The organism is Variovorax paradoxus, assembly GCF_902712855.1.
GTDB lineage: Bacteria > Pseudomonadota > Gammaproteobacteria > Burkholderiales > Burkholderiaceae_C > Variovorax > Variovorax paradoxus_Q.
In genome coordinates this window covers 146,329-163,866 of sequence record NZ_LR743508.1, presented here as the reverse complement: position 1 = coordinate 163,866, position 17,538 = coordinate 146,329, and the positions used below count along the sequence as shown (strand labels likewise).

Below are 17,538 nucleotides of genomic sequence, written 5' to 3'. Positions count from 1 at the left end.
ACGTATGCTATTGGGGCATTCCCGGAGTGAGCGAACCCGCCGCGCAATCAGCTGTCCTGGGGCTGCGGCGCAGCCAGGCCGCGCTGCATGAGCACGCTGCGCAAGGTGCGCACGAAGGCCTCGGCGGCCGGCGAGAGCGGATCGGTGCGCAGGTGCACGAGGTGCGCGACCAGCGGCTGCAATCCTTCCACCGGCAGGATGCGAAAGCGCGCATCGGGCCATGCCTGCAGCGAGAACTCGTCGACCAGCGCGATGCCTGCGCCCAGGTGCGTGAGTGCGCAGGCGTTCTGCGGCGAGCCGACTTCCAGCGTCATGCGCGGCGCGTCTTCCAGCGGCTCGAAGAAGTTGCGCACCAGTTCGCCGAAGGGCGTGCCGCGCGGGTACGACATCAGGTCGTGCGGCAGCAGGTCCTCGGCACCCACTGCGTTGCGCGCGGCCAGCGGATGCGTGCGCGGGCAGATGCACACGATGCGGCAACGCGCGATCGGCATGGTGATGAGGTTCGGGTGGTCCACGGCCTCGAGCGAGATGCCCAGGTCGAAGTGGCGGCTCAGCAGCCGTTCGCGCAGCAGGTCCTGGTTGAGGCACTTGAAGTGGACGCGCGTCTCGGGATTGGCCTGGTGGTAGTGCGCAATGGCCATCGGCACCAGCATGTGCCCGATGCCGGGGCTCGACACCACGCTGACCAGGCCCGAGCGGCGCGCCATGAGTTCATGCGTGAGGTCGCTGATGCGCTGCACGCCCTGGTAGACGTCCTCGACCTCGTGGTACAGCCGGCGCGCCTCCGCGGTGGGCGAGAGCCGGCCCTTGATGCGGATGAAGAGGGGAAAGTTGAGCTGGGTCTCGGTGTGGGAGAGCACGCGGCTGACGGCGGGAACGGAGACATGCAGCAGGCGGGCGGCATCGCTGACCGACCCGGTGGCCATGATGGCCCGGAAGACTTCGATTTGGCGCAGATTCATTCTTGGAACTTTAGCGGCACATTTTTTGTGCACCGCTGGCGCGCAGGGCCGCGATGGCGCATCGGCCGCGTGACATCGGCGCCCGGATGAAGCTCAGCGCCCGGAGGCTGGTCCGCCTGTTCTCTTCGCGGGCGGTGTGCCGCGCGGCTGGCTGCGGCGGCCGCGAGGGGCGGCCCGCACGTCCAGTTCGAGCTGGCGCAACTGGAGGGTGATCTCGTTCAGCGAGCCTGCAACCGTCGGAGACCGAGCCTGCAGGGACGCATGGTGTTCGTCCAGGGAGGCCGGTGCCCGTTGCCGCGTGACCATTCCGCCAAGCACTGATTCGAGGGCATCCGCGATGTCCCTCACTGCCGTGCGCAGGCAGCCGAGCGCTTCTTCCAGCAGTTCGTCGCGGCGCTTCATGGTGGCTTCGAGCGAACAGGTTTCCGGACCTGTCGCGGCATCGGAGGACGCCTGCCGGTCACCGATGCCGACGCTCGCCGCCGACGAGGCGCGGCGTGTGGCCGGCTCCCCATCCGGCATCGTCTTCTTCACCAAACCTGACTCCTGTACTCGTTTTCCACGAGCGTGCACCGGCTGCATCGCGGTGCATCAGCCTGTCTGCCTGATGCGGGCCTCGGCGAACGCAATGCACCGGCGCAGCGCGATTTCGGCGATCTCGAGGCGCGCCACGTTCTCGCGGAGATGGAGGACAGCCACCAGCTGGCATCGGTCGTAGATCTCTGCGCGACAGCCGGTGGCCGTCTGCGGCGCAGTTTCGGTACTCGCATCGATGTCGATCACGAATTCGAATCGGTCACGAAAGCACAAAGGCGTCTTCAACTTCATCGCAGGCCGTCTCCCTCCACGAATGCTCCTCACGCACTGCGTCTGGCAAGGCCCACGGCTCCCGTCAAGACGCGACGAGCTCTGGCGCCCGAGGGCAAATGTACATCGGTGGTCGTCAGCCGCTATTCAGAAGAGAAAGATTTTGTCTGTACGGTATCGAACATAGCGGCCACTTTGTTCGATGTGGATCTGCGGTGCGTGCGGGTGGTAGGCGCTGCATCGCGGCCGGCGCGGTGCTCCAGCGGAGAGCCGTCAGCGCAGCAGGCTCGAGAAGGCAAGCCGGTCGGCCCGGTAGCAGGCGCACGCGGTGCGCTCGAGGCCGTCGCGGTCGAGCACGGTCAGCGTGCCGCGGACATACCGGATCGTGCCCGCGGCCTGCAGCGCGCCGGCCGCCTGGGTCACGCCCGCACGTCGCACGCCGAGCATGTACGCGAGGAACTCGTGCGTCATGCGGAAGCTGTCCGTATGGGCGCGGTCCTGGCACATCAGGAGCCAGCGTGCCAGGCGCGGACGGATGGCGTGGTAGCGCACGCAGATGGCGGAGGTGGCGAACTGCCGTATCAGCACCGCGACGTAGCGGTCGAGCACCGCCTTGAGGCGCGGGCATTCGCCGAGCTGCTCCCGCAGGTCCGAGGCAGAGATGCGAAGAGCGTCGCCGGCACCCTGAACGACCGCGCGGAACGGCGACTCGCCCACGCCGAGGATCAACTGGGCGCTCACCATGCCTTCGTTGCCCACCATGCCGACCTCGAGGCCGGGTGTGCTCGCAAGCGGCGCGACGACCGAGATGAACCCCCTGGTGGGAAAGTAGGCGAAGGCGGTGTCCGAGTCAGGCGTGTGCAGCACCTGGCCCAGCTTGAGCGCGACCGGCTCGCAGTGGGCGATGAAGTTCGCGCGATCCGCAGCCGGGAGGAGTTCGACGAGGGCGTTGTCCGAATCGGCCGATGCGGTTGTCATGTGCGCTCCGCTCGCGCCGGTGCGCTCGGGTTGGGCTAATGCGCTGACCGCACCGGCAGAAGCCGACTGTACTCGCTCCGGACCACTGCATAGCATCCGCACGCGCGTTGCTCCAGGCCCGGCCGGTTCAGCACCGAGATCCGCCCCCGGCTGTACCTGATGAGCCCCGCGGCCTGCAGCCGGATCGCGGCCTCGGTCACGCCTTCGCGCCGCACGCCAAGCATGTTGGCGATCAGTTCCTGCGTCACCGCCAGTTCATCGCCGCTGAGCCGGTCCAGGCTCATCAGGATCCAGCGGCACAGCTGCTGGTCCAGGGTGTGGTGCCGGTTGCAGACCGCCGTCTGCGAGGTCTGGGCGAGCAGCGCCTGCGTGAATCGCAGCATCGGCCGCCGCACGCTTTCGATGCGGCCGAATTCGTCCTGCAGCACTCTGGCCCTGAGCCGGAACCCCTGGCCGGCGCGCTGGACGACGGCACGGTCTACGCTGGCCAGTCCGCTCATGACCGCCGAGATGCCGACGATGCCCTCCATGCCGACCACCGCGATCTCGGCGGACGCGCCGTTTTCAAGGACGCACAGCATGGAGATGATGGCCGTCGCGGGAAAGTAGACGTACTCGATCGGCGCGCGCGGCTCATGAAGGACGGCGCCAAGCGGCAGTTCCACCGCCTCGAGCTGCCGCAGCCATCGCTCGGCATCGGCCACGTCGAGTGCGGCCAGCAAGCTGTTCTGGCGCGCCTGCGCCAACGTCACCATCGATAAGCCCCCCGGTGCACCCATCGTGCGAACCATTCTTCGCGAAAAACCGCGGATTACCGCGCAAAATGATGCGGATGTCTGTGCGTTAGCGAACATAACGGGGCTCGGGACAGCTCGTTTCCTGGAGGTTGCGCGCGCGGTGCCGGGCGCCGGCCGTATGGTGCGCCCAGCGCACAAGGATGCGGCGCGGCCCTTCCGTGATGCCGCCGGCGGCTGCACCGGCGCGCGCCGTGCCGGGTCAGCGCCGCTTCGCCAGCCAGTTCCAGCCGGCACCCGCGGCCATCAGCACGCAGGTGCCGAGGAACACGGCGCGCATGCCGATGTGCCCGCCCACGAAGCCACCCAGCAGCGGCCCCGCCACCTGGCCGGTGTACTGCGCGGAGGTCGAGTAGCCGAGCATGTTGCCGGCCACGCGCTCGGGCACGTTGTGGCGGATCACGCTGGCGATGCACGGCAGCAGCCCGCCCAGGGACAGCCCCATCAGGAAGCGCAGCGCCACCAGCTGCCAGCCCGAGGTGACGAAGGCCTGCGGCACCAGCAGCAGCGCCGACACCGCGAGGCAGCCGACGATCACGTTCCAGTGGCCCACGCGGTCGGCCAGCTTGCCCAGCCGCGAGGCCGACAGGATGCTGCCGAGCGCGGCGGCCGACATCACCAGCCCCGCCATCATCGTGACCCGGTCCGGGTCGTCGACCAGCGTGGCCACGTAGACGGTGATGATCGGCTCGATCGACATGTTCGCCAGCATCAGCAGCATGCCGGTGAACAGCATGGCGACCAGCGGGCGCTTGTCGGGCACGGCGGCCCAGCCGGCGTCCGGGGCGTCGGCCTTCTTCGACGCGGCGTGCGGCCTCTTCTCTTCGCGGATGAGGAAGGCGGTGGCCAGGAATGCAATGAAGATCATCGCGCCCGCGGCGAAGAAGGTGGCTCGGATGCCGATGAGCGGCGGCAGCACGCCACCCACCGGCGGCCCGACCAGGTTGCCGGCCATGATGGCCGAGGACATCGTGCCCAGCGCCCAGCCGGTGCGCGTCTTCGGCGTCTGCGTGGCCACCAGCACCATCGAGCCCGAGGCGTAGCCGCCCAGCAGCCCGGCCAGCAGCCGCAGGCCGACCAGCTGCCACACGTTGCCCGCGATGCCGATCAGCGCCATCGCCACCGACATGCCCAGGCTCGCGCGGATCAGCATCGGCTTGCGCCCGTAGCGGTCGGCCAGCCGGCCCCAGAGCGGCGCCACGAGTGCCGCGCTCAGGAAGGTGGCGCCGTAGGCCGCGCCCGACCATTGCACGATGGCCGCATGGTCCTTCACGCCGAGCTGCTCGACATACAGCGGCAGGAAGGGCAGCAGCAGCGTCATCGCGATGATGGTGGTGAACGAGCCGAACATGCACACGGCGAGGTTGCGCTGCCAATGGGCGTGTACCGGGCTGGAGGCATCCGCCTCGGCCTGCGAGGTGCCGGGAGTCTGGGAAGGCGTCATGGGAGCGCCCATTGTGTGGCGCGGCTGCCGGGGCGGCGCCTGCCGATTGGCGGTGGCGGCAATCGCGTGGAGCGCTGGCGGGGAGACCGAGGGGCCGAGGTATATCGGCAGCGCCCGGCATGATTTGCAGGGGTAGTTTCGCGGGGGGTACCCCGTCGATCCTGTGTCATGATGAAAAACCCGAAATTTTCCGCGCCCCGGCGCTGCTCGAACGGCGATTCCAACGTGGCTTACCTTGTCGGCCTCCTGATGTTCTTCGCATCCCTGTGCCACGCACAGACGGCGCCCGAGCAGCGCCTGCGCATCGTCGGCGGGCTGGGCGGCGTCACGCAGTACACCCGGCACGAGGAGCAGTTCTGGACGCGCGACCTCTCCACCCTGTCGGGCGGACGCTACACCGCCAGCATCGTGCCCTTCGACCGGGCGGGCGTGCCGGGCCAGGAGATGCTCAATCTCATGCAGCTGGGCGTGGTGCCCTTCGGCACCGCGCTCATGAGCCAGATGTCGCTGCAGTTCCCCGAGCTGGGTGCCGCCGACATGGCCGGCCTGAGCCCCGACATCGCCACGCTGCGCCGCGTGGTCGCCGCTTTCCGGCCTTACCTGACCGAGACCCTGCGTGAACGCTACGGCGTGGAGCTGCTGGCCGTGTACATCTACCCGGCGCAGGAGGTGTTCTGCAACAAGCCGGTGCGCCAGCTGTCGGACCTGGCGGGCCGCCGCACCCGCGTGTCGAGTGCGACGCAGGCCGATTTCGTCTCGGCGCTCGGCGGCACGCCGGTCTACACGGAATTCGCCCAGATCATGGCCAACATGAAGTCGGGCAACACCGAATGCGCCATCACCGGCACCATGTCGGGCCACACGCTCGGCCTGCACGAGGTGACCACCGCCATCTATGCCATGCCCCTGAACTGGGGCGTGGCCGTGTTCGCCGCCAACCGCGAAAGCCTCAACGCGCTGCCGGCCGACCTGCAGGGCCTGCTGCGCAAGGAACTGCCGCGGCTCGAGGCGGCGGTGTGGGCCCAGTCGGAATACGAGACCGAGGAAGGCATTGCCTGCAACACCGGCGCGCCGGGCTGCAGCAAGCCGATCAAGGGGCGCATGGTGGCCGTGCGCCCGTCGCCGCAGGACCAGGTCCGGCGCCGCGAGATCTTCGCGACCCGCGTGCTGCCGGGCTGGGTGCAACGCTGCGGTGCCGTCTGCGCCACGGTCTGGAACCAGACGCTGGGACCGGTGGTCGGCCTGCGCGCGCAGACAGCCCAGTGAAGTCGTACGTTCCGCGCCGGGTGACCGCCATCGTGTATGGCGTGGCGGTGCTGTTTCTCGTGACCGTGGCCGCCGTGGCCACCGCCATCATCTGGGAGGCGCGCCAGAAGGCGATTTCCGACCACGAGAGCCAGGCCATGCGCTTCGTCGGCGGCTCCGAGGCGGCGCTGAACCGCGCGTTGCTGAGCATCGACATGCTGTTGGCCGGCGCGAACGAGCTGCTGCGCAGCGCCACGCACGAGAGCATGGAATCCGTTGTCGGCCAGCGGCAGATCCACCAGCTGCTGGACGACGTGGTCCGGCAGAACCTGCTGGTGCGCCATGTCGCCTTCGTCGACGGCGAGGGCACCGTGATCGCCTCCACCGACCGGCGCGGCGCGGGCCTGCCGCTGGTGCTGCCGCCGGGCTTCGTGGAAGGCGTGCTGGCCAGCCCGGTGTCGACGCTGGCCATCAGCCCGCCCACCGCCAGCTCCGTGACCTCGCAGAAGGTGCTGCTCTTCGCGCGCGCGCTGACGCTGTCGGACGGCACGCGCGTGCTGGCGGTGGCCGAGGTGCAGCTCTCGCTGCTGACGACCATCATGACGCAGGGCGCGGGCATCCGCGGGCTCGAGGTGACGCTCGAACGCGACGCCGGCCCGCTGCTGACCAGCCTGCCGCCGCGCGACGACCTCACCGGCCGGCAGATCGAGCCGCCGCTGCACGAGCAGACCAGCGACGGCAAGCCCTCGCGCATGGCGTCGCGCCTGAGCGGCCTGCCGGCCATCGTCGTGGCGCGGCCGACCCTGCACCGCAACCTGCTGATCGTGGCGAGCATCCCGCTCGAAGCGGCGCTGCAGGACTGGCGCCGCGAGCGCGACCTGATCGCCTGGACCGCCGCGATCATCGGGCTGATGATCCTGGTGGTGGCGCGCTTCACGCACGTGCAGCTGCGCCGGCAGTGGCGCGCGGGCATGGAGCTGGTGCAGTCGAAGGCCACGCTCGACCAGGCGCTGGAATCGATGATCGACGGCTTCATCCTGCTCGATGCCGACAACCGCGTCCTCACCTGGAACCGCAGTTTCGTGCGCATGTTTCCCTGGGTCGAGGCCATGATCGCGCCGCGGCTTCCGTTCCGCCGGATCATGGACGAGACCGCCCGCCACGTGGTGCACCAGCGCGGCCCGGCCGACTGGACCGCCCTCAACGTCCCGCAGATGGCCCAGCCGCACTCCGAACAGGAGGCGCTGCTGAAGAACGGCCAGGTTGTCCGCGCGACGCGCAGCCGCACGCCCGACGGCGGCACCGTGTGCGTGTACCAGGACATCACCGAGAAGCGCCGCCACACGGCCGCGATCGTCGAAAGCAAGGCACAGCTGCAGGCCACGCTCGACGCGCTGCCCGACCTGCTGCTCGAGGTCGGCCTCGACGGCCGCTGCCACGGCTTCCATTCGCCGCGTGCGCCGTTTCCCGGCGCGGAGATCGGCATCGGCGCCGAGGACCCGGTCGGCCGTACCCTGTCCGACCTGCTGCCCGCGGAGGCCGCGGCCGAGGTCATGAGTGCGCTGCACGAGGCCCATATCACGGGCTCGTCCTCCGGCCGCCAGTTCGAGCGGCGCGGCGCGCACGACAAGGCATGGTTCGAGATTTCGGTGTCGCGCAAGTCGGTCGACGGCGAGGTCGACGCGCGCTTCATCGTGATCCTGCGCAACATCACCGAGAGCAAGCTCGCGGCGCGCGAGATCGAGCATCTCGCCTTCTACGACACCCTCACCGGCCTGCCCAACCGCCGCCTGCTGCTCGACCGGCTGAACCAGGCCATCGGCTCCACGGTGCGGCGCTCGCGGCTGTGCGCGCTGCTGTTCCTGGACCTGGACAACTTCAAGACGTTGAACGACGCGCTGGGCCACGACATCGGCGACGTGATGCTCAAGCAGGTCGCGCAGCGCCTCGAGGACTGCCTGCGCGAGGGCGACATCGTGGCCCGCCTGGGCGGCGACGAGTTCGTCGTGATGCTGGACGACCTGAGCGCGCAGGCCGTCATCGCCACCTCGCAGACCGAGACCATGGGCGCGGCCATCCTCGAGCGGCTGAACCAGCCCTACCAGCTCGGCTCGCAGCAGCACCACAGCGCCTGCAGCATCGGCGCCACGCTGTTCGACGCGCAGGATGCGTCGATGGAAGAGGTCCTCAAGCAGGCCGACATCGCGATGTACTACGCCAAGACGGACGGCGGCAACGCGCTGCGCTTCTTCGAGGCCGGCATGCAGACCACCATCACCGCGCGCGCCGCGCTCGAGAGCGAACTGCATGCGGCCATCGCCGCGCGGCAGTTCGTGCTGCACTACCAGAGCCAGATCACCTGCGCCGACCACGTGATCGGCGCCGAGGTGCTGGTGCGCTGGCGCCATCCGGTGCGCGGCCTGCTGCTGCCGCGCGAGTTCATCGACGTGGCCGAGGACACCGGGCTCATCATTCCGCTCGGGCTGTGGGTGCTCGAGACGGCCTGCATGCAGCTGGCCGCGTGGCGCGACGATCCGCACCGCAGCCGCCTCTACCTGTCGGTGAACGTGAGCGCGCGGCAGTTCCGCGAAGAGGATTTCGTCGACCAGGTGCGCCTGGTGCTCGCGCGCACCGGCGCCGACCCCGGCAAGCTCAAGCTCGAACTCACCGAGAGCCTGCTGCACGACAAGGTGATCGACACCATCGGCAAGATGGAGGCGCTGGCGGCGCTGGGCATCCATTTCTCGATGGACGACTTCGGCACGGGCTATTCGTCGCTGTCGTACATGACGCAGCTGCCGCTGAGCCAGATCAAGATCGACAAGTTCTTCGTGCACAGCATCGGCCTGAACCAGAAGGTCGAGCTGATCATCCAGACCATCATCGGCATGGCCCGCAACCTCGAACTCGAGATCGTGGCCGAGGGCGTCGAGACCGTGGAGCAGCGCGACTTCCTGGAGCGCCACGGCTGCCGCGTGTGGCAGGGCTACCTGTTCGGGCTGCCGCAGCCGCTGGAAGCGTACGAGGTCGAACTCGAGCGGCAGTGAGGGCGCGGCGGTGCGCGAGCGCGGCCGCGCGTTCCCCGGCTTGTCATGCCGAACCGCCGGCCTGCTGCACCGGGCGGCGCGGAAACGCTGGCGAACGCGGCGATGGCGGCGATCGCCGGTTCATCCTCCGGAAAAGGAAGCTGCCGCAGGCCGGCAGCTGACGGCATCGCCCACGCGCACTGTGCCGCCCTGCAGCACCCGTGCCGTCAGTCCGCCATGGCCGCGCAGCGCGTTGTAGGCGCCGGGCCCGAGCGCCTCTTCCATGCGCGAACACGGCTCGCAGGGGCCGCTGATGGCCAGCACCACGTCGGCGCCGATGTGCAGCACCATCGGCTGGTCGCGAAAGAGCGAGCGCGCGGCGATCAGGTTCAGGCCGGAGACGACGAAGTTGCGGCGCAGCACCTCGGCGGCCACATCGTCCAGCGCGCAGAGCGAGGCGATCACGGGCAGGTGTTCGGCCTGCATCAGCGTGACCTGGCGCCGTCCGCCCGGCTTCGCGGCCTGGCTGCTGCGGTCGCCCTGCAGGCCGCGGCCTTCGAGCACCAGCGCCTGCGCGACCGATAGCACGGGCGCCCGGCGCGCGGGCCGCAGCAGCACGGCGTCGAGGCGGCCGGGACGGGGAAACTGGCGGGTCAATTCACGGAGGTCGGGCATGCGGCCATTGTGCGCACGCTGCGGCGCATGGCCCTGCCGCGGACCCGGCCGGTCGGGAACGGGTAGGCTCGCGTCCTGAATACCAATCAACCCTCCTTTCAGGACATGGCCATGAAGCGCATCGGCTTGATCGTCTTTCCCGGTTTCCAGGTGCTCGAGCTGGCGGTCATCGCCGCCTTCGAGCTTGCCAACATCCACGCCGGCAAGCCGGTCTACCAGGTCGAACTGCTGTCGGAGGAAGGCGGCATGGTGCGCAGCTCTTCCGGCGTGAGCGCCGACACCCGTCGCTTCGGCACCGCCCGGTTCGACACGCTGCTGATGACCGGCGCGCTCACCCTGCTGCCCACCTCCGAGAAGGTGCGCCGCTACCTGCGCACCAGCCTGCGCCGCGCGCGCCGCGTGGCCAGCATCTGCACCGGCGCCTTCGGGCTGGCGGAGGCGGGCCTGCTCGACGGGCGCCGCGCCACCACGCACTGGGCCTTTGCGCAGGAGCTGCAGCAGCGCCATCCGGCCGTCAAGGTGCAGCCCGACCGCATCTTCACCAACGACGGGCCGGTGTGGACGTCGGCCGGCATGACGGCGGGCATCGACCTGGTGCTGGCGCTGGTGGAAGAGGACCTGGGCGTGGAAACGGCGCGCTACGTGGCGCGCAAGCTGGTCGTGTACCACCGGCGCGCGGGCGGGCAGTCGCAGTACTCCACGCTGCTGGAGCTGCAGCCGCGCTCCGACCGCATCCAGCAGGCGCTGCTGCATGCGCGCGCCAACCTGCGCGACACGCTCTCGGTGGAGGAACTGGCCGAAGTGGCGCACCTGAGCCCGCGCCAGTTCAGCCGCGCCTTCAAGGCCGACACGGGCCAGTCGCCCGCGCAGGCGGTGGAAAGCCTGCGCGTGGAGGCGGCGCGCGCGCTGATCGACGAAGGCAACCTCGCGCTGGGCGTGGTGGCGCGCGAAACAGGCTTCGGCGACCCCGAGCGCATGCGCCGCGCCTTCCTGCGCACCATGGGCCAGCCTCCGCAGAGCGTGCGGCGCACCGCGCGGCAGCAGGCGGGCGCGCTGGCCACGGCCTGAGACACCGCGCGGCGGGCGCCGGCGCCGAATGTCCTGAAAGGTGGCTTATATGACATTTACGCCATCGCCTTACAGCCGCAGACTTCCCCCATGGCCACACATCGACGTGGCATCCAAAGGAAGTTCCATGACTGCAAAGACACAGGGCACCGCCCTCATCACCGGCGCATCGTCGGGCATCGGCGCGGTGTACGCCGACCGCCTCGCACGCCGCGGCTTCGACCTGATCCTGGTGGCGCGCAACCGCGAACGCCTGGCCGCGCTGGCGGACCGGCTGGGCGGCGAGACCGGCCGCAAGGTCGAGGTGCTTGCCGCCGACCTCACCGACAAGGGCGACATTGCGCGCGTGGAAGCGGTGCTGCGCACGCGCGCCGACATCGCGATGCTGGTGAACAACGCCGGCGTGGGCGCCACCGCGCCGCTGCTGGCGTCGGACATCGACACGATGGAAGCCATGATCGCGCTCAACGTGGGCGTGCTCACGCGGCTCACCTATGCCGCGGTGCCGGGCTTCGTGGCGCGCGGCGCGGGCACGCTGGTGAACATCGCCTCCATCGTGGCGATCTCGCCGGAAACGCTCAACGGCGTGTATGGCGGCAGCAAGGCCTTCGTGCTGGCACTGAGCCAGTCGCTGCAGCACGAACTGGCGGACAAGGGCGTGCGCGTGCAGGCGGTGCTGCCGGGCGCCACCGCCACCGGTTTCTGGGACGCGGCCGGACTGCCGCTGCACAACGTGCCGCGCGAATGGGTGATGACGGCCGAGGACATGGTCGACGCCTCGCTCGCGGGGCTCGATCAGGGCGAGCAGGTGACCATTCCGGCGCTGCCGAGCCAGGATGAGTGGAACGCCTTCGAGGCGGCGCGCCGGGCGATGTCGGGCCGGCTGTCGAGCACCTCGCCGGCCGCGCGCTACGGCGTGCGCGCCGCGGCGTAGCCGCGCCTCAGGGTTAAGCCTGTCCCCCTCGCGGTGGACAGACGCCGCGCCCGCGGCTGCTTACGCTCCCGGTCAGACATTCGCCCGGCAACGGGCGCCCTCCGACCTCTGACCTGGGAGCGCATGCGTGAGAGCAGCCACCGGCATCGCGAGCCTGGAAGACATCCGGCAAACCGAATCGGCACCCCATGCGGCCTTCATGCCGCACGCGGATGTGCTCGACGCACTCGAAGACGCGGCGCGCCAGCACCCGCAGCGCCGCGCCATCACCTTCATCCGCAGCGCCGACCCGTCGGAGGCGCCCCTGCACTGGACGCACGCGCAGATGGTGGCGCAGGTGCGCCGCGCGGCGCGCGCGTTCACCGCGCTGTGCGGCGACGACGAGCCGCGCGTGGCCTTCCTGCTGCCGGCCATTCCCGAGGCCTACTTCACGCTGTGGGGCGCCGAGGCGGCCGGCGTGGCCTGCCCCATCAACTACCTGCTGGGCGAGGCGCACATCGCCGAGCTGATCGACGCGGCCCGGGTGAACGTGCTGGTCGCGCTGGGGCCGAACCCCGAGCTGGACATCTGGTCGCGCGTGCCCGGGCTGCGTGAGCGGTGCAGGTCGCTGGCGCACGTGATCGCGGTCGGCGCGGGCGGTGCGGGTGGGCAGGCGCAGGAGCCCGCGGGCGCGCTCGACTTCGACGAACTGCTCGCGCGCCAGTCGGACGCACCGCTGCAGCGCGCGCGCGAACCCGATGCGCACCGCATCGCCGCGCTGTTCCACACCGGCGGCACCACCGGGCGCCCCAAGCTCGCGCAGCACACGCACGGCAACCAGCTGCATGCGGCCTGGGGCGCGGCGCGCATGTACGGCACCACGGCGCACGACGTGGTGCTCAACGGCTTTCCGCTGTTCCACGTGGCGGGCTCCTTCGTGTACGGCCTGTCGACGTTGCTCGCGGGCGGCGAAGTGGTGCTGCCCACGCTGCAGGGCCTGCGCAACACCGCCTTCATGCAGGCCTACTGGCGCTTCGTGGCGCTGCATGGCGTGACGCTGCTGGCGGCGGTGCCCACCGTCATGTCCACGCTGCTGGGCGTGGCGACGCAGGGCGAGGACCTGTCCCGCGTGCGCTGCCTGCTCACGGGCGGCTCGCCGCTGCCGACCGACCTGGCCGACGCCTTCGAACAGAAGACCGGCATCGCGGTGCGCAACATCCTGGGCATGACGGAGTGCGGCGGCGTGATCGCCATCGAACCCGCGGGCGCGCCGCGCGTGGCGGGCTCGGTGGGCTGGCCGCTGCCGTTCACGCGGGTGCGCGTGGCCGACGACACCGGCGCGCCGCTGGCGGGCGGGCAGGAGGGCATCCTGCAGATCCAGGGGCCGAACGTGGGGCCGGGCTACACCGACGCCGGCAACAACGCCGGCGTGCTGGTCGAGGGCGGCTGGCTGGTGACGGGCGACGTGGGCCGTATCGACGCGCAGGGACGCGTGTTCGTCACCGGGCGCTCGAAGGACCTCATCATCCGCAGCAGCCACAACATCGATCCGGTGGTGATCGAGGACGCGCTGATGGCGCACCCCGACGTGCTGCTGGCCGCGGCGGTGGGCGCGCCCGACGAATACGCGGGCGAGGTGCCGGTGGCCTACGTGTCGCTGCGCGCGGGCCGCACCGTCGACAGCGAGGCGCTGGCGGCCTTCGCGCAGGCGCGCATTCCGGAACGGCCGGCGTACCCGAAGGCGATCTTCATCCTCGACGCCTTGCCCGTCACCGCGATCGGCAAGCTCTACAAGCCCACGCTGCGCGCCATGGCGATCCGCTGGGTGGTGGAAGACCGCCTCGCGCGCAGCGCGCTGGCGTCGAAGGTGGAGGTCGATGTGCGCGCGGAGGGCAAGGGGCTGGTGGTGCATTGCACGCTGGCCGGCGGCGGGCCCGACGCCGCGGCGCAGGTGCGTCAGCTGCTGGGCGCGTTCGCGCTGAACTGCCGCCTGCACGACGTGGAAGGAGCCGGGGCATGACCGGCGACATCCGCTACGAGAAGCAGGGCCACGTCGCCACCATCACGCTCGAGCGGCCCGAGGCGCGCAACGCGCTCACGCCGCGCATGCTGTGCCTGCTGGCCGATGCCTTCGTCGATTTCCGCGCCGACGCGCAGCTGCGCGTGGCCATCCTCACCGGCGCGGGCGAGCGGGCCTTCTGCGCGGGCGGCGACCTGGCGACCACGCTGCCGCTGATGACCGGCGACCGCGCGCCGGCCGACGACTTCGAGCGCCGCATGCTCGCCGATCCGCTGGTGCTGGCGGCTTCCTCGCTGCGCGACTTCGCGCTGCACAAGCCGGTGATCGCCGCCATCAACGGCGCCTGCATGGCCGCGGGCTTCGAGACCATGCTGGGCACCGACATCCGCGTGGCCGCCGCCCATGCGAGCTTCGGCCTGCCCGAAGTGCAGCGCGCGCTGATCCCGTTTGCGGGTTCGATGGTGCGGCTGCCCCGGCAGATCGGCCATGCGCGCGCGATGGAATTCATGCTCACCGGCCGTCCCATGGACGCGCAGGCGGCGCTGCAGTGCGGGCTGGTCAACCACGTGGTGCCGCCCGAGCGGCTCATGGAGAAGGCACGCGAGATCGCGCTGCAGATCGCCGGCAATGGCCCGCTCGCCGTGCAGGCGGTGAAGCAGACCGCGACGGAAGCCAACGGCGTGCCGCTCGATGTCGGCTACCGGCTCGAGGACCGCGCGAAGAAGGCCGTGTTCGCCAGCGCCGATGCGCGCGAAGGGCCGCGCGCCTTCATGGAGAAGCGCAGCCCCGGCTACACCGGGCAGTAGGCAAGCGGCGGCGGGCGCGCCGGCGGATTCGATTCAAGACCAACGGAGACAAACCCATGAACCACAAGCAGATGACCCGCAGAGGGTGCCTCACCGCTGGCGCCGCGGCGTCCCTGGCCACACTGGGGGCAGCGGCCTTCCCGCCGCTTGCGTTCGCGCAGGCGTACCCGTCGCGGCCCGTGCGGCTCGCCGTGGGCTTCGCGCCGGGCGCCGGCCCCGACGTGCTCACGCGCGTGCTCGGGCAGCGGCTGGGCGAAACCATCGGCCAGCCGGTGGTCATCGAGAACCGCGCGGGGGCGGGCGGGCAGATTGCCGCGCAGTTCGTCGCCAAGAGCCCGGCCGACGGCTACACGCTGCTCATCGCCGACGTAAGCGCCATCAGCATCGCGCCCGCCGCGTTCTCCAGACTGGCGTACGACCCGGTGCGCGAGCTGGTGCCGGTGTCGGAGGTGGTGCGCACCGACTTCATCCTGGTGGTGCCCAACAACTCGCCCGCCAGGACGGTCGCCGACTTCGTGAAGATGGCAAGGGCCGAGAAGGACAAGGTCAACTTCGGCACCTTCGGCGCGGGCACGCCGGGGCATTTCGGCGCCGAGATGTTCGCGGAGCAGGGCGGCTTCAAGGTGGAGCCGGTGCACTTCCGCGCCACCGGCGACGCGGTCACGGCCATCATCGCGGGCGACGTGCAGGCGGCCTTCGTGTCGACCGCGCTGGCCATGGCGCAGGTCAAGGGCGAGAAGATGCGCGCGCTGGCCACCACCGCGCCGCAGCGCTTGCCGCTGCTGCCGGCCGTGCCCACATTCACCGAATCGGGCTTCCCCAAGGCCGATTTCTCCGCCTGGTTCGTGCTGTTCGCGCCGGCAGGCACGCCGCAGGCGGTGCTCGACAAGCTCAACGCGCAGGCGGTGGCCGCGGTGCAGGCGCCCGAGGTGCGCCGCCGGCTCGAGGAGGCCGGCTTCAGCATCGCGGGCACCAGCGCGGCCGATGCGCGGCAGATGATCGCGGCCGAGGCGGTGCGCTGGCAGAAGGTGGTGGCGGCCACGGGCTTCAAGGGAGACTGAGGTGACGGCCCGCATGCATCCGTCGTGGCGCCAGGCTGCGTTCGCCGCGGCGGCCCTGCTCGCCGCCGGCTGCGGCAGCGTCGATCGCGGCACGCCGGTGGCGGGTGCGCCGGTGGCCTGCGCGGGGCTGGCTTCGGTGGTGCCGGCCGGCACGCGGCTGGTGCTGAGCGAGACCGTGCCCGCGGGCGAGATCCAGCTGACCGGCGTGCAGCCCGGCGCGCCCGGCTCGAAGGCGCCGGTGCCGGCGCATTGCCATGTGCAGGGAAAAATCGCCGAGCGCACCGGCATCGACGGCAAGCCTTACGCCATCGGCTTCGACCTGCGCATGCCCGCGGACTGGAACGGCCGCTTCTTCTTCCAGGGCGGCGGCGGCACCGACGGCACGCTGCGCGACGCGGTCGGGCAGCTCACTGGCGGCGGGAACACCGGCAACGCCCTGATGCAGGGCTACGCCGTGGTGTTCACCGACACCGGCCACCTCGACGAGCCCGGCCCCGACGGCCCCTACCGCTTCGGCCTCGACCCGCAGGCGCGGCTGGACAACGGCTACAACTCGATGGCGCAGACCGGCCGCGTGGCCAAGGCGCTGATCGCCGCGCACTATGCGAAGCCGCCCGGGCGCTCGTACTTCGTCGGCTGCTCCAACGGCGGGCGGCAGGCCATGATGATGGCGCAGCGCTATCCCGACATGTTCGACGGCGTGATCGCCTCCGCGCCGGCCTACCGCGTGCCGCTGGCTTCGGTGCAGGCGGTGTACGACACCCAGCTCTACGCCAGGGCCGCGGCGGAGAACGCGCTGGCGGCCGATGGCCGGCCGGTGCTGTCGGCCGCCTTCTCGCCGGCCGACATGAAGCTGCTGACCACCGAGGTGCTGAACCGGTGCGACGCGCTCGACGGTCTGAAGGACGGCATCGTCGACAACTGGCCCGCCTGCAGGTTCACGCCCGAGGCGCTGCGCTGCACCGGCGCGAAGACGGCGCAATGCCTCACCGGCACGCAGGTCGATGCGCTCTCGAAGTCCTTCGCCGGGCCCAGGGACGCGAACGGCCGCGCCATCTACAGCGACTGGACCTTCGACGCCGGACTGCATTCCACCGAATGGACGCGCTGGAAGTTCGGCGACGCGCGCGGCGCCGTGCCCAACGCGCGCAACATCACGCTGATGACCGGCGCGCTGGCGATGGTCTTCAGCACGCCGCCCACCGTCACCGCCGACTTCTACGGCCATGCGCTCGGTTACGACGTGGCGCGCGACAGCGCCAAGGTGTCGGCGGTCGACGCGACCTTTCCGCTGTCGGCCATGCAATGGGAGGTGCCCGACTCGCCGGATGTCGACGCCTTCGCGCGCCATGGCGGCAAGATGCTGTTCTTCCACGGCGTGAGCGACCCGGTGTTCTCGGTGAAGGACACGGTGCGCTACCTCGACCGGCTGCGCGAACGCTACGGCGAGCGCACGGACGGCATGGCGCGGCTGTTCACCGTGCCCGGCATGGCGCACTGCTCGGGCGGCCCCGCGACCGACCAGTACGATGGCCTGAGCGCGCTGGTGAACTGGGTCGAGAAGGGGCAGCCGCCCGAACGCATCGTGGCGCGCGCCCGGCCCGAGAACCGCGACGTGACCACGCCTGGCCGCACCCGGCCGCTGTGCCCCTGGCCGAAGCAGTCGCGCTACCGGGGCAGCGGCAGCATCGAGGATGCAGCCAGCTTCGGTTGCAATTGAGGCGCCCGGACAGGGTCAA

15 protein-coding genes are annotated in these 17,538 nt (G+C 70.5%); 8 read left to right on the top strand and 7 right to left on the bottom strand.

The window, feature by feature from the left end; genetic code table 11:
• Positions 1-47: 47 nt before the first annotated feature.
• From AACL56_RS27230 to AACL56_RS27205, 6 genes are all read right to left on the bottom strand, one after another.
• Positions 48-962: a LysR family transcriptional regulator gene (locus tag AACL56_RS27230; protein ID WP_339093101.1), complete on the bottom strand. Its 915-nt coding sequence runs from the start codon at positions 960-962 to the stop codon at positions 48-50.
• A 93-nt stretch (positions 963-1,055) separates the two neighbouring features.
• Positions 1,056-1,496, bottom strand: a complete 441-nt coding sequence (locus tag AACL56_RS27225; RefSeq protein WP_339093100.1) for a hypothetical protein — start codon at positions 1,494-1,496, stop codon at positions 1,056-1,058.
• A 57-nt stretch (positions 1,497-1,553) separates the two neighbouring features.
• On the bottom strand, positions 1,554-1,745 hold the full coding sequence (locus AACL56_RS27220; RefSeq protein WP_339093099.1) for a hypothetical protein: 192 nt from the start codon (positions 1,743-1,745) through the stop codon (positions 1,554-1,556).
• Between the two features lie 297 nt (positions 1,746-2,042).
• Entirely contained in the window at positions 2,043-2,747 is a 705-nt protein-coding gene (locus tag AACL56_RS27215; RefSeq protein ID WP_339093098.1) for a Crp/Fnr family transcriptional regulator, read from the bottom strand.
• A 35-nt stretch (positions 2,748-2,782) separates the two neighbouring features.
• Positions 2,783-3,502 carry a Crp/Fnr family transcriptional regulator gene (locus AACL56_RS27210; protein WP_339093097.1) on the bottom strand — a complete coding sequence of 240 codons (720 nt, stop codon included), beginning with the start codon at positions 3,500-3,502 and terminating at the stop codon, positions 2,783-2,785.
• 241 nt (positions 3,503-3,743) lie between these two features.
• A complete protein-coding gene (locus AACL56_RS27205; RefSeq protein WP_425337085.1) occupies positions 3,744-4,985 on the bottom strand; it encodes an MFS transporter in 1,242 nt (413 codons plus the stop codon).
• A 249-nt stretch (positions 4,986-5,234) separates the two neighbouring features.
• Here AACL56_RS27205 and AACL56_RS27200 point away from each other — a divergent pair, with 249 nt between their 5' ends.
• Both AACL56_RS27200 and AACL56_RS27195 read left to right on the top strand, forming a co-directional pair.
• Positions 5,235-6,251, top strand: coding sequence for a TRAP transporter substrate-binding protein (locus tag AACL56_RS27200; RefSeq protein ID WP_339095247.1), 1,017 nt, complete (start codon positions 5,235-5,237; stop codon positions 6,249-6,251).
• Entirely contained in the window at positions 6,248-9,277 is a 3,030-nt protein-coding gene (locus tag AACL56_RS27195; protein WP_339093096.1) for an EAL domain-containing protein, read from the top strand. The genes AACL56_RS27200 and AACL56_RS27195 overlap by 4 nt, the downstream gene beginning before the upstream one ends.
• Positions 9,278-9,397: 120 nt before the next feature.
• Here the strand turns inward: AACL56_RS27195 and AACL56_RS27190 are convergent, their stop codons facing one another.
• Positions 9,398-9,931: an MOSC domain-containing protein gene (locus AACL56_RS27190; RefSeq protein ID WP_339093095.1), complete on the bottom strand. Its 534-nt coding sequence runs from the start codon at positions 9,929-9,931 to the stop codon at positions 9,398-9,400.
• Between the two features lie 111 nt (positions 9,932-10,042).
• On the opposite strand from AACL56_RS27190, the gene AACL56_RS27185 reads away from it, so the two are divergent.
• The 6 genes from AACL56_RS27185 (at position 10,043) to AACL56_RS27160 (ending at position 17,519) form a co-directional block, all read left to right on the top strand.
• Positions 10,043-10,999 carry a GlxA family transcriptional regulator gene (locus AACL56_RS27185; RefSeq protein WP_339093094.1) on the top strand — a complete coding sequence of 319 codons (957 nt, stop codon included), beginning with the start codon at positions 10,043-10,045 and terminating at the stop codon, positions 10,997-10,999.
• A 127-nt stretch (positions 11,000-11,126) separates the two neighbouring features.
• Positions 11,127-11,933 carry an SDR family NAD(P)-dependent oxidoreductase gene (locus tag AACL56_RS27180; RefSeq protein WP_339093093.1) on the top strand — a complete coding sequence of 269 codons (807 nt, stop codon included), beginning with the start codon at positions 11,127-11,129 and terminating at the stop codon, positions 11,931-11,933.
• Between the two features lie 127 nt (positions 11,934-12,060).
• Positions 12,061-13,932, top strand: coding sequence for an acyl-CoA synthetase (locus AACL56_RS27175; protein ID WP_339093092.1), 1,872 nt, complete (start codon positions 12,061-12,063; stop codon positions 13,930-13,932).
• Positions 13,929-14,738: an enoyl-CoA hydratase/isomerase family protein gene (locus tag AACL56_RS27170; RefSeq protein ID WP_339093091.1), complete on the top strand. Its 810-nt coding sequence runs from the start codon at positions 13,929-13,931 to the stop codon at positions 14,736-14,738. The genes AACL56_RS27175 and AACL56_RS27170 overlap by 4 nt, the downstream gene beginning before the upstream one ends.
• A gap of 56 nt (positions 14,739-14,794) precedes the next feature.
• Positions 14,795-15,799, top strand: coding sequence for a Bug family tripartite tricarboxylate transporter substrate binding protein (locus tag AACL56_RS27165; protein ID WP_339093090.1), 1,005 nt, complete (start codon positions 14,795-14,797; stop codon positions 15,797-15,799).
• Between the two features lies 1 nt (position 15,800).
• Positions 15,801-17,519 (top strand): tannase/feruloyl esterase family alpha/beta hydrolase, encoded by a 1,719-nt coding sequence (locus AACL56_RS27160; protein ID WP_339093089.1) that lies wholly within the window; start codon positions 15,801-15,803, stop codon positions 17,517-17,519.
• Positions 17,520-17,538 lie beyond the last annotated feature (19 nt).

Coding starts and splice junctions, on each gene's coding strand:
- AACL56_RS27230 (WP_339093101.1), bottom strand. CDS start 962: ATGAATCTGCGCCAAATCGAAGTCTTCCGGGCCATCATGGCCACCGGG.
- AACL56_RS27215 (WP_339093098.1), bottom strand. CDS start 2,747: ATGACAACCGCATCGGCCGATTCGGACAACGCCCTCGTCGAACTCCTC.
- AACL56_RS27210 (WP_339093097.1), bottom strand. CDS start 3,502: ATGGTGACGTTGGCGCAGGCGCGCCAGAACAGCTTGCTGGCCGCACTC.
- AACL56_RS27205 (WP_425337085.1), bottom strand. CDS start 4,985: ATGACGCCTTCCCAGACTCCCGGCACCTCGCAGGCCGAGGCGGATGCC.
- AACL56_RS27200 (WP_339095247.1), top strand. CDS start 5,235: ATGTTCTTCGCATCCCTGTGCCACGCACAGACGGCGCCCGAGCAGCGC.
- AACL56_RS27190 (WP_339093095.1), bottom strand. CDS start 9,931: ATGCCCGACCTCCGTGAATTGACCCGCCAGTTTCCCCGTCCCGGCCGC.
- AACL56_RS27185 (WP_339093094.1), top strand. CDS start 10,043: ATGAAGCGCATCGGCTTGATCGTCTTTCCCGGTTTCCAGGTGCTCGAG.
- AACL56_RS27180 (WP_339093093.1), top strand. CDS start 11,127: ATGACTGCAAAGACACAGGGCACCGCCCTCATCACCGGCGCATCGTCG.
- AACL56_RS27170 (WP_339093091.1), top strand. CDS start 13,929: ATGACCGGCGACATCCGCTACGAGAAGCAGGGCCACGTCGCCACCATC.
- AACL56_RS27165 (WP_339093090.1), top strand. CDS start 14,795: ATGAACCACAAGCAGATGACCCGCAGAGGGTGCCTCACCGCTGGCGCC.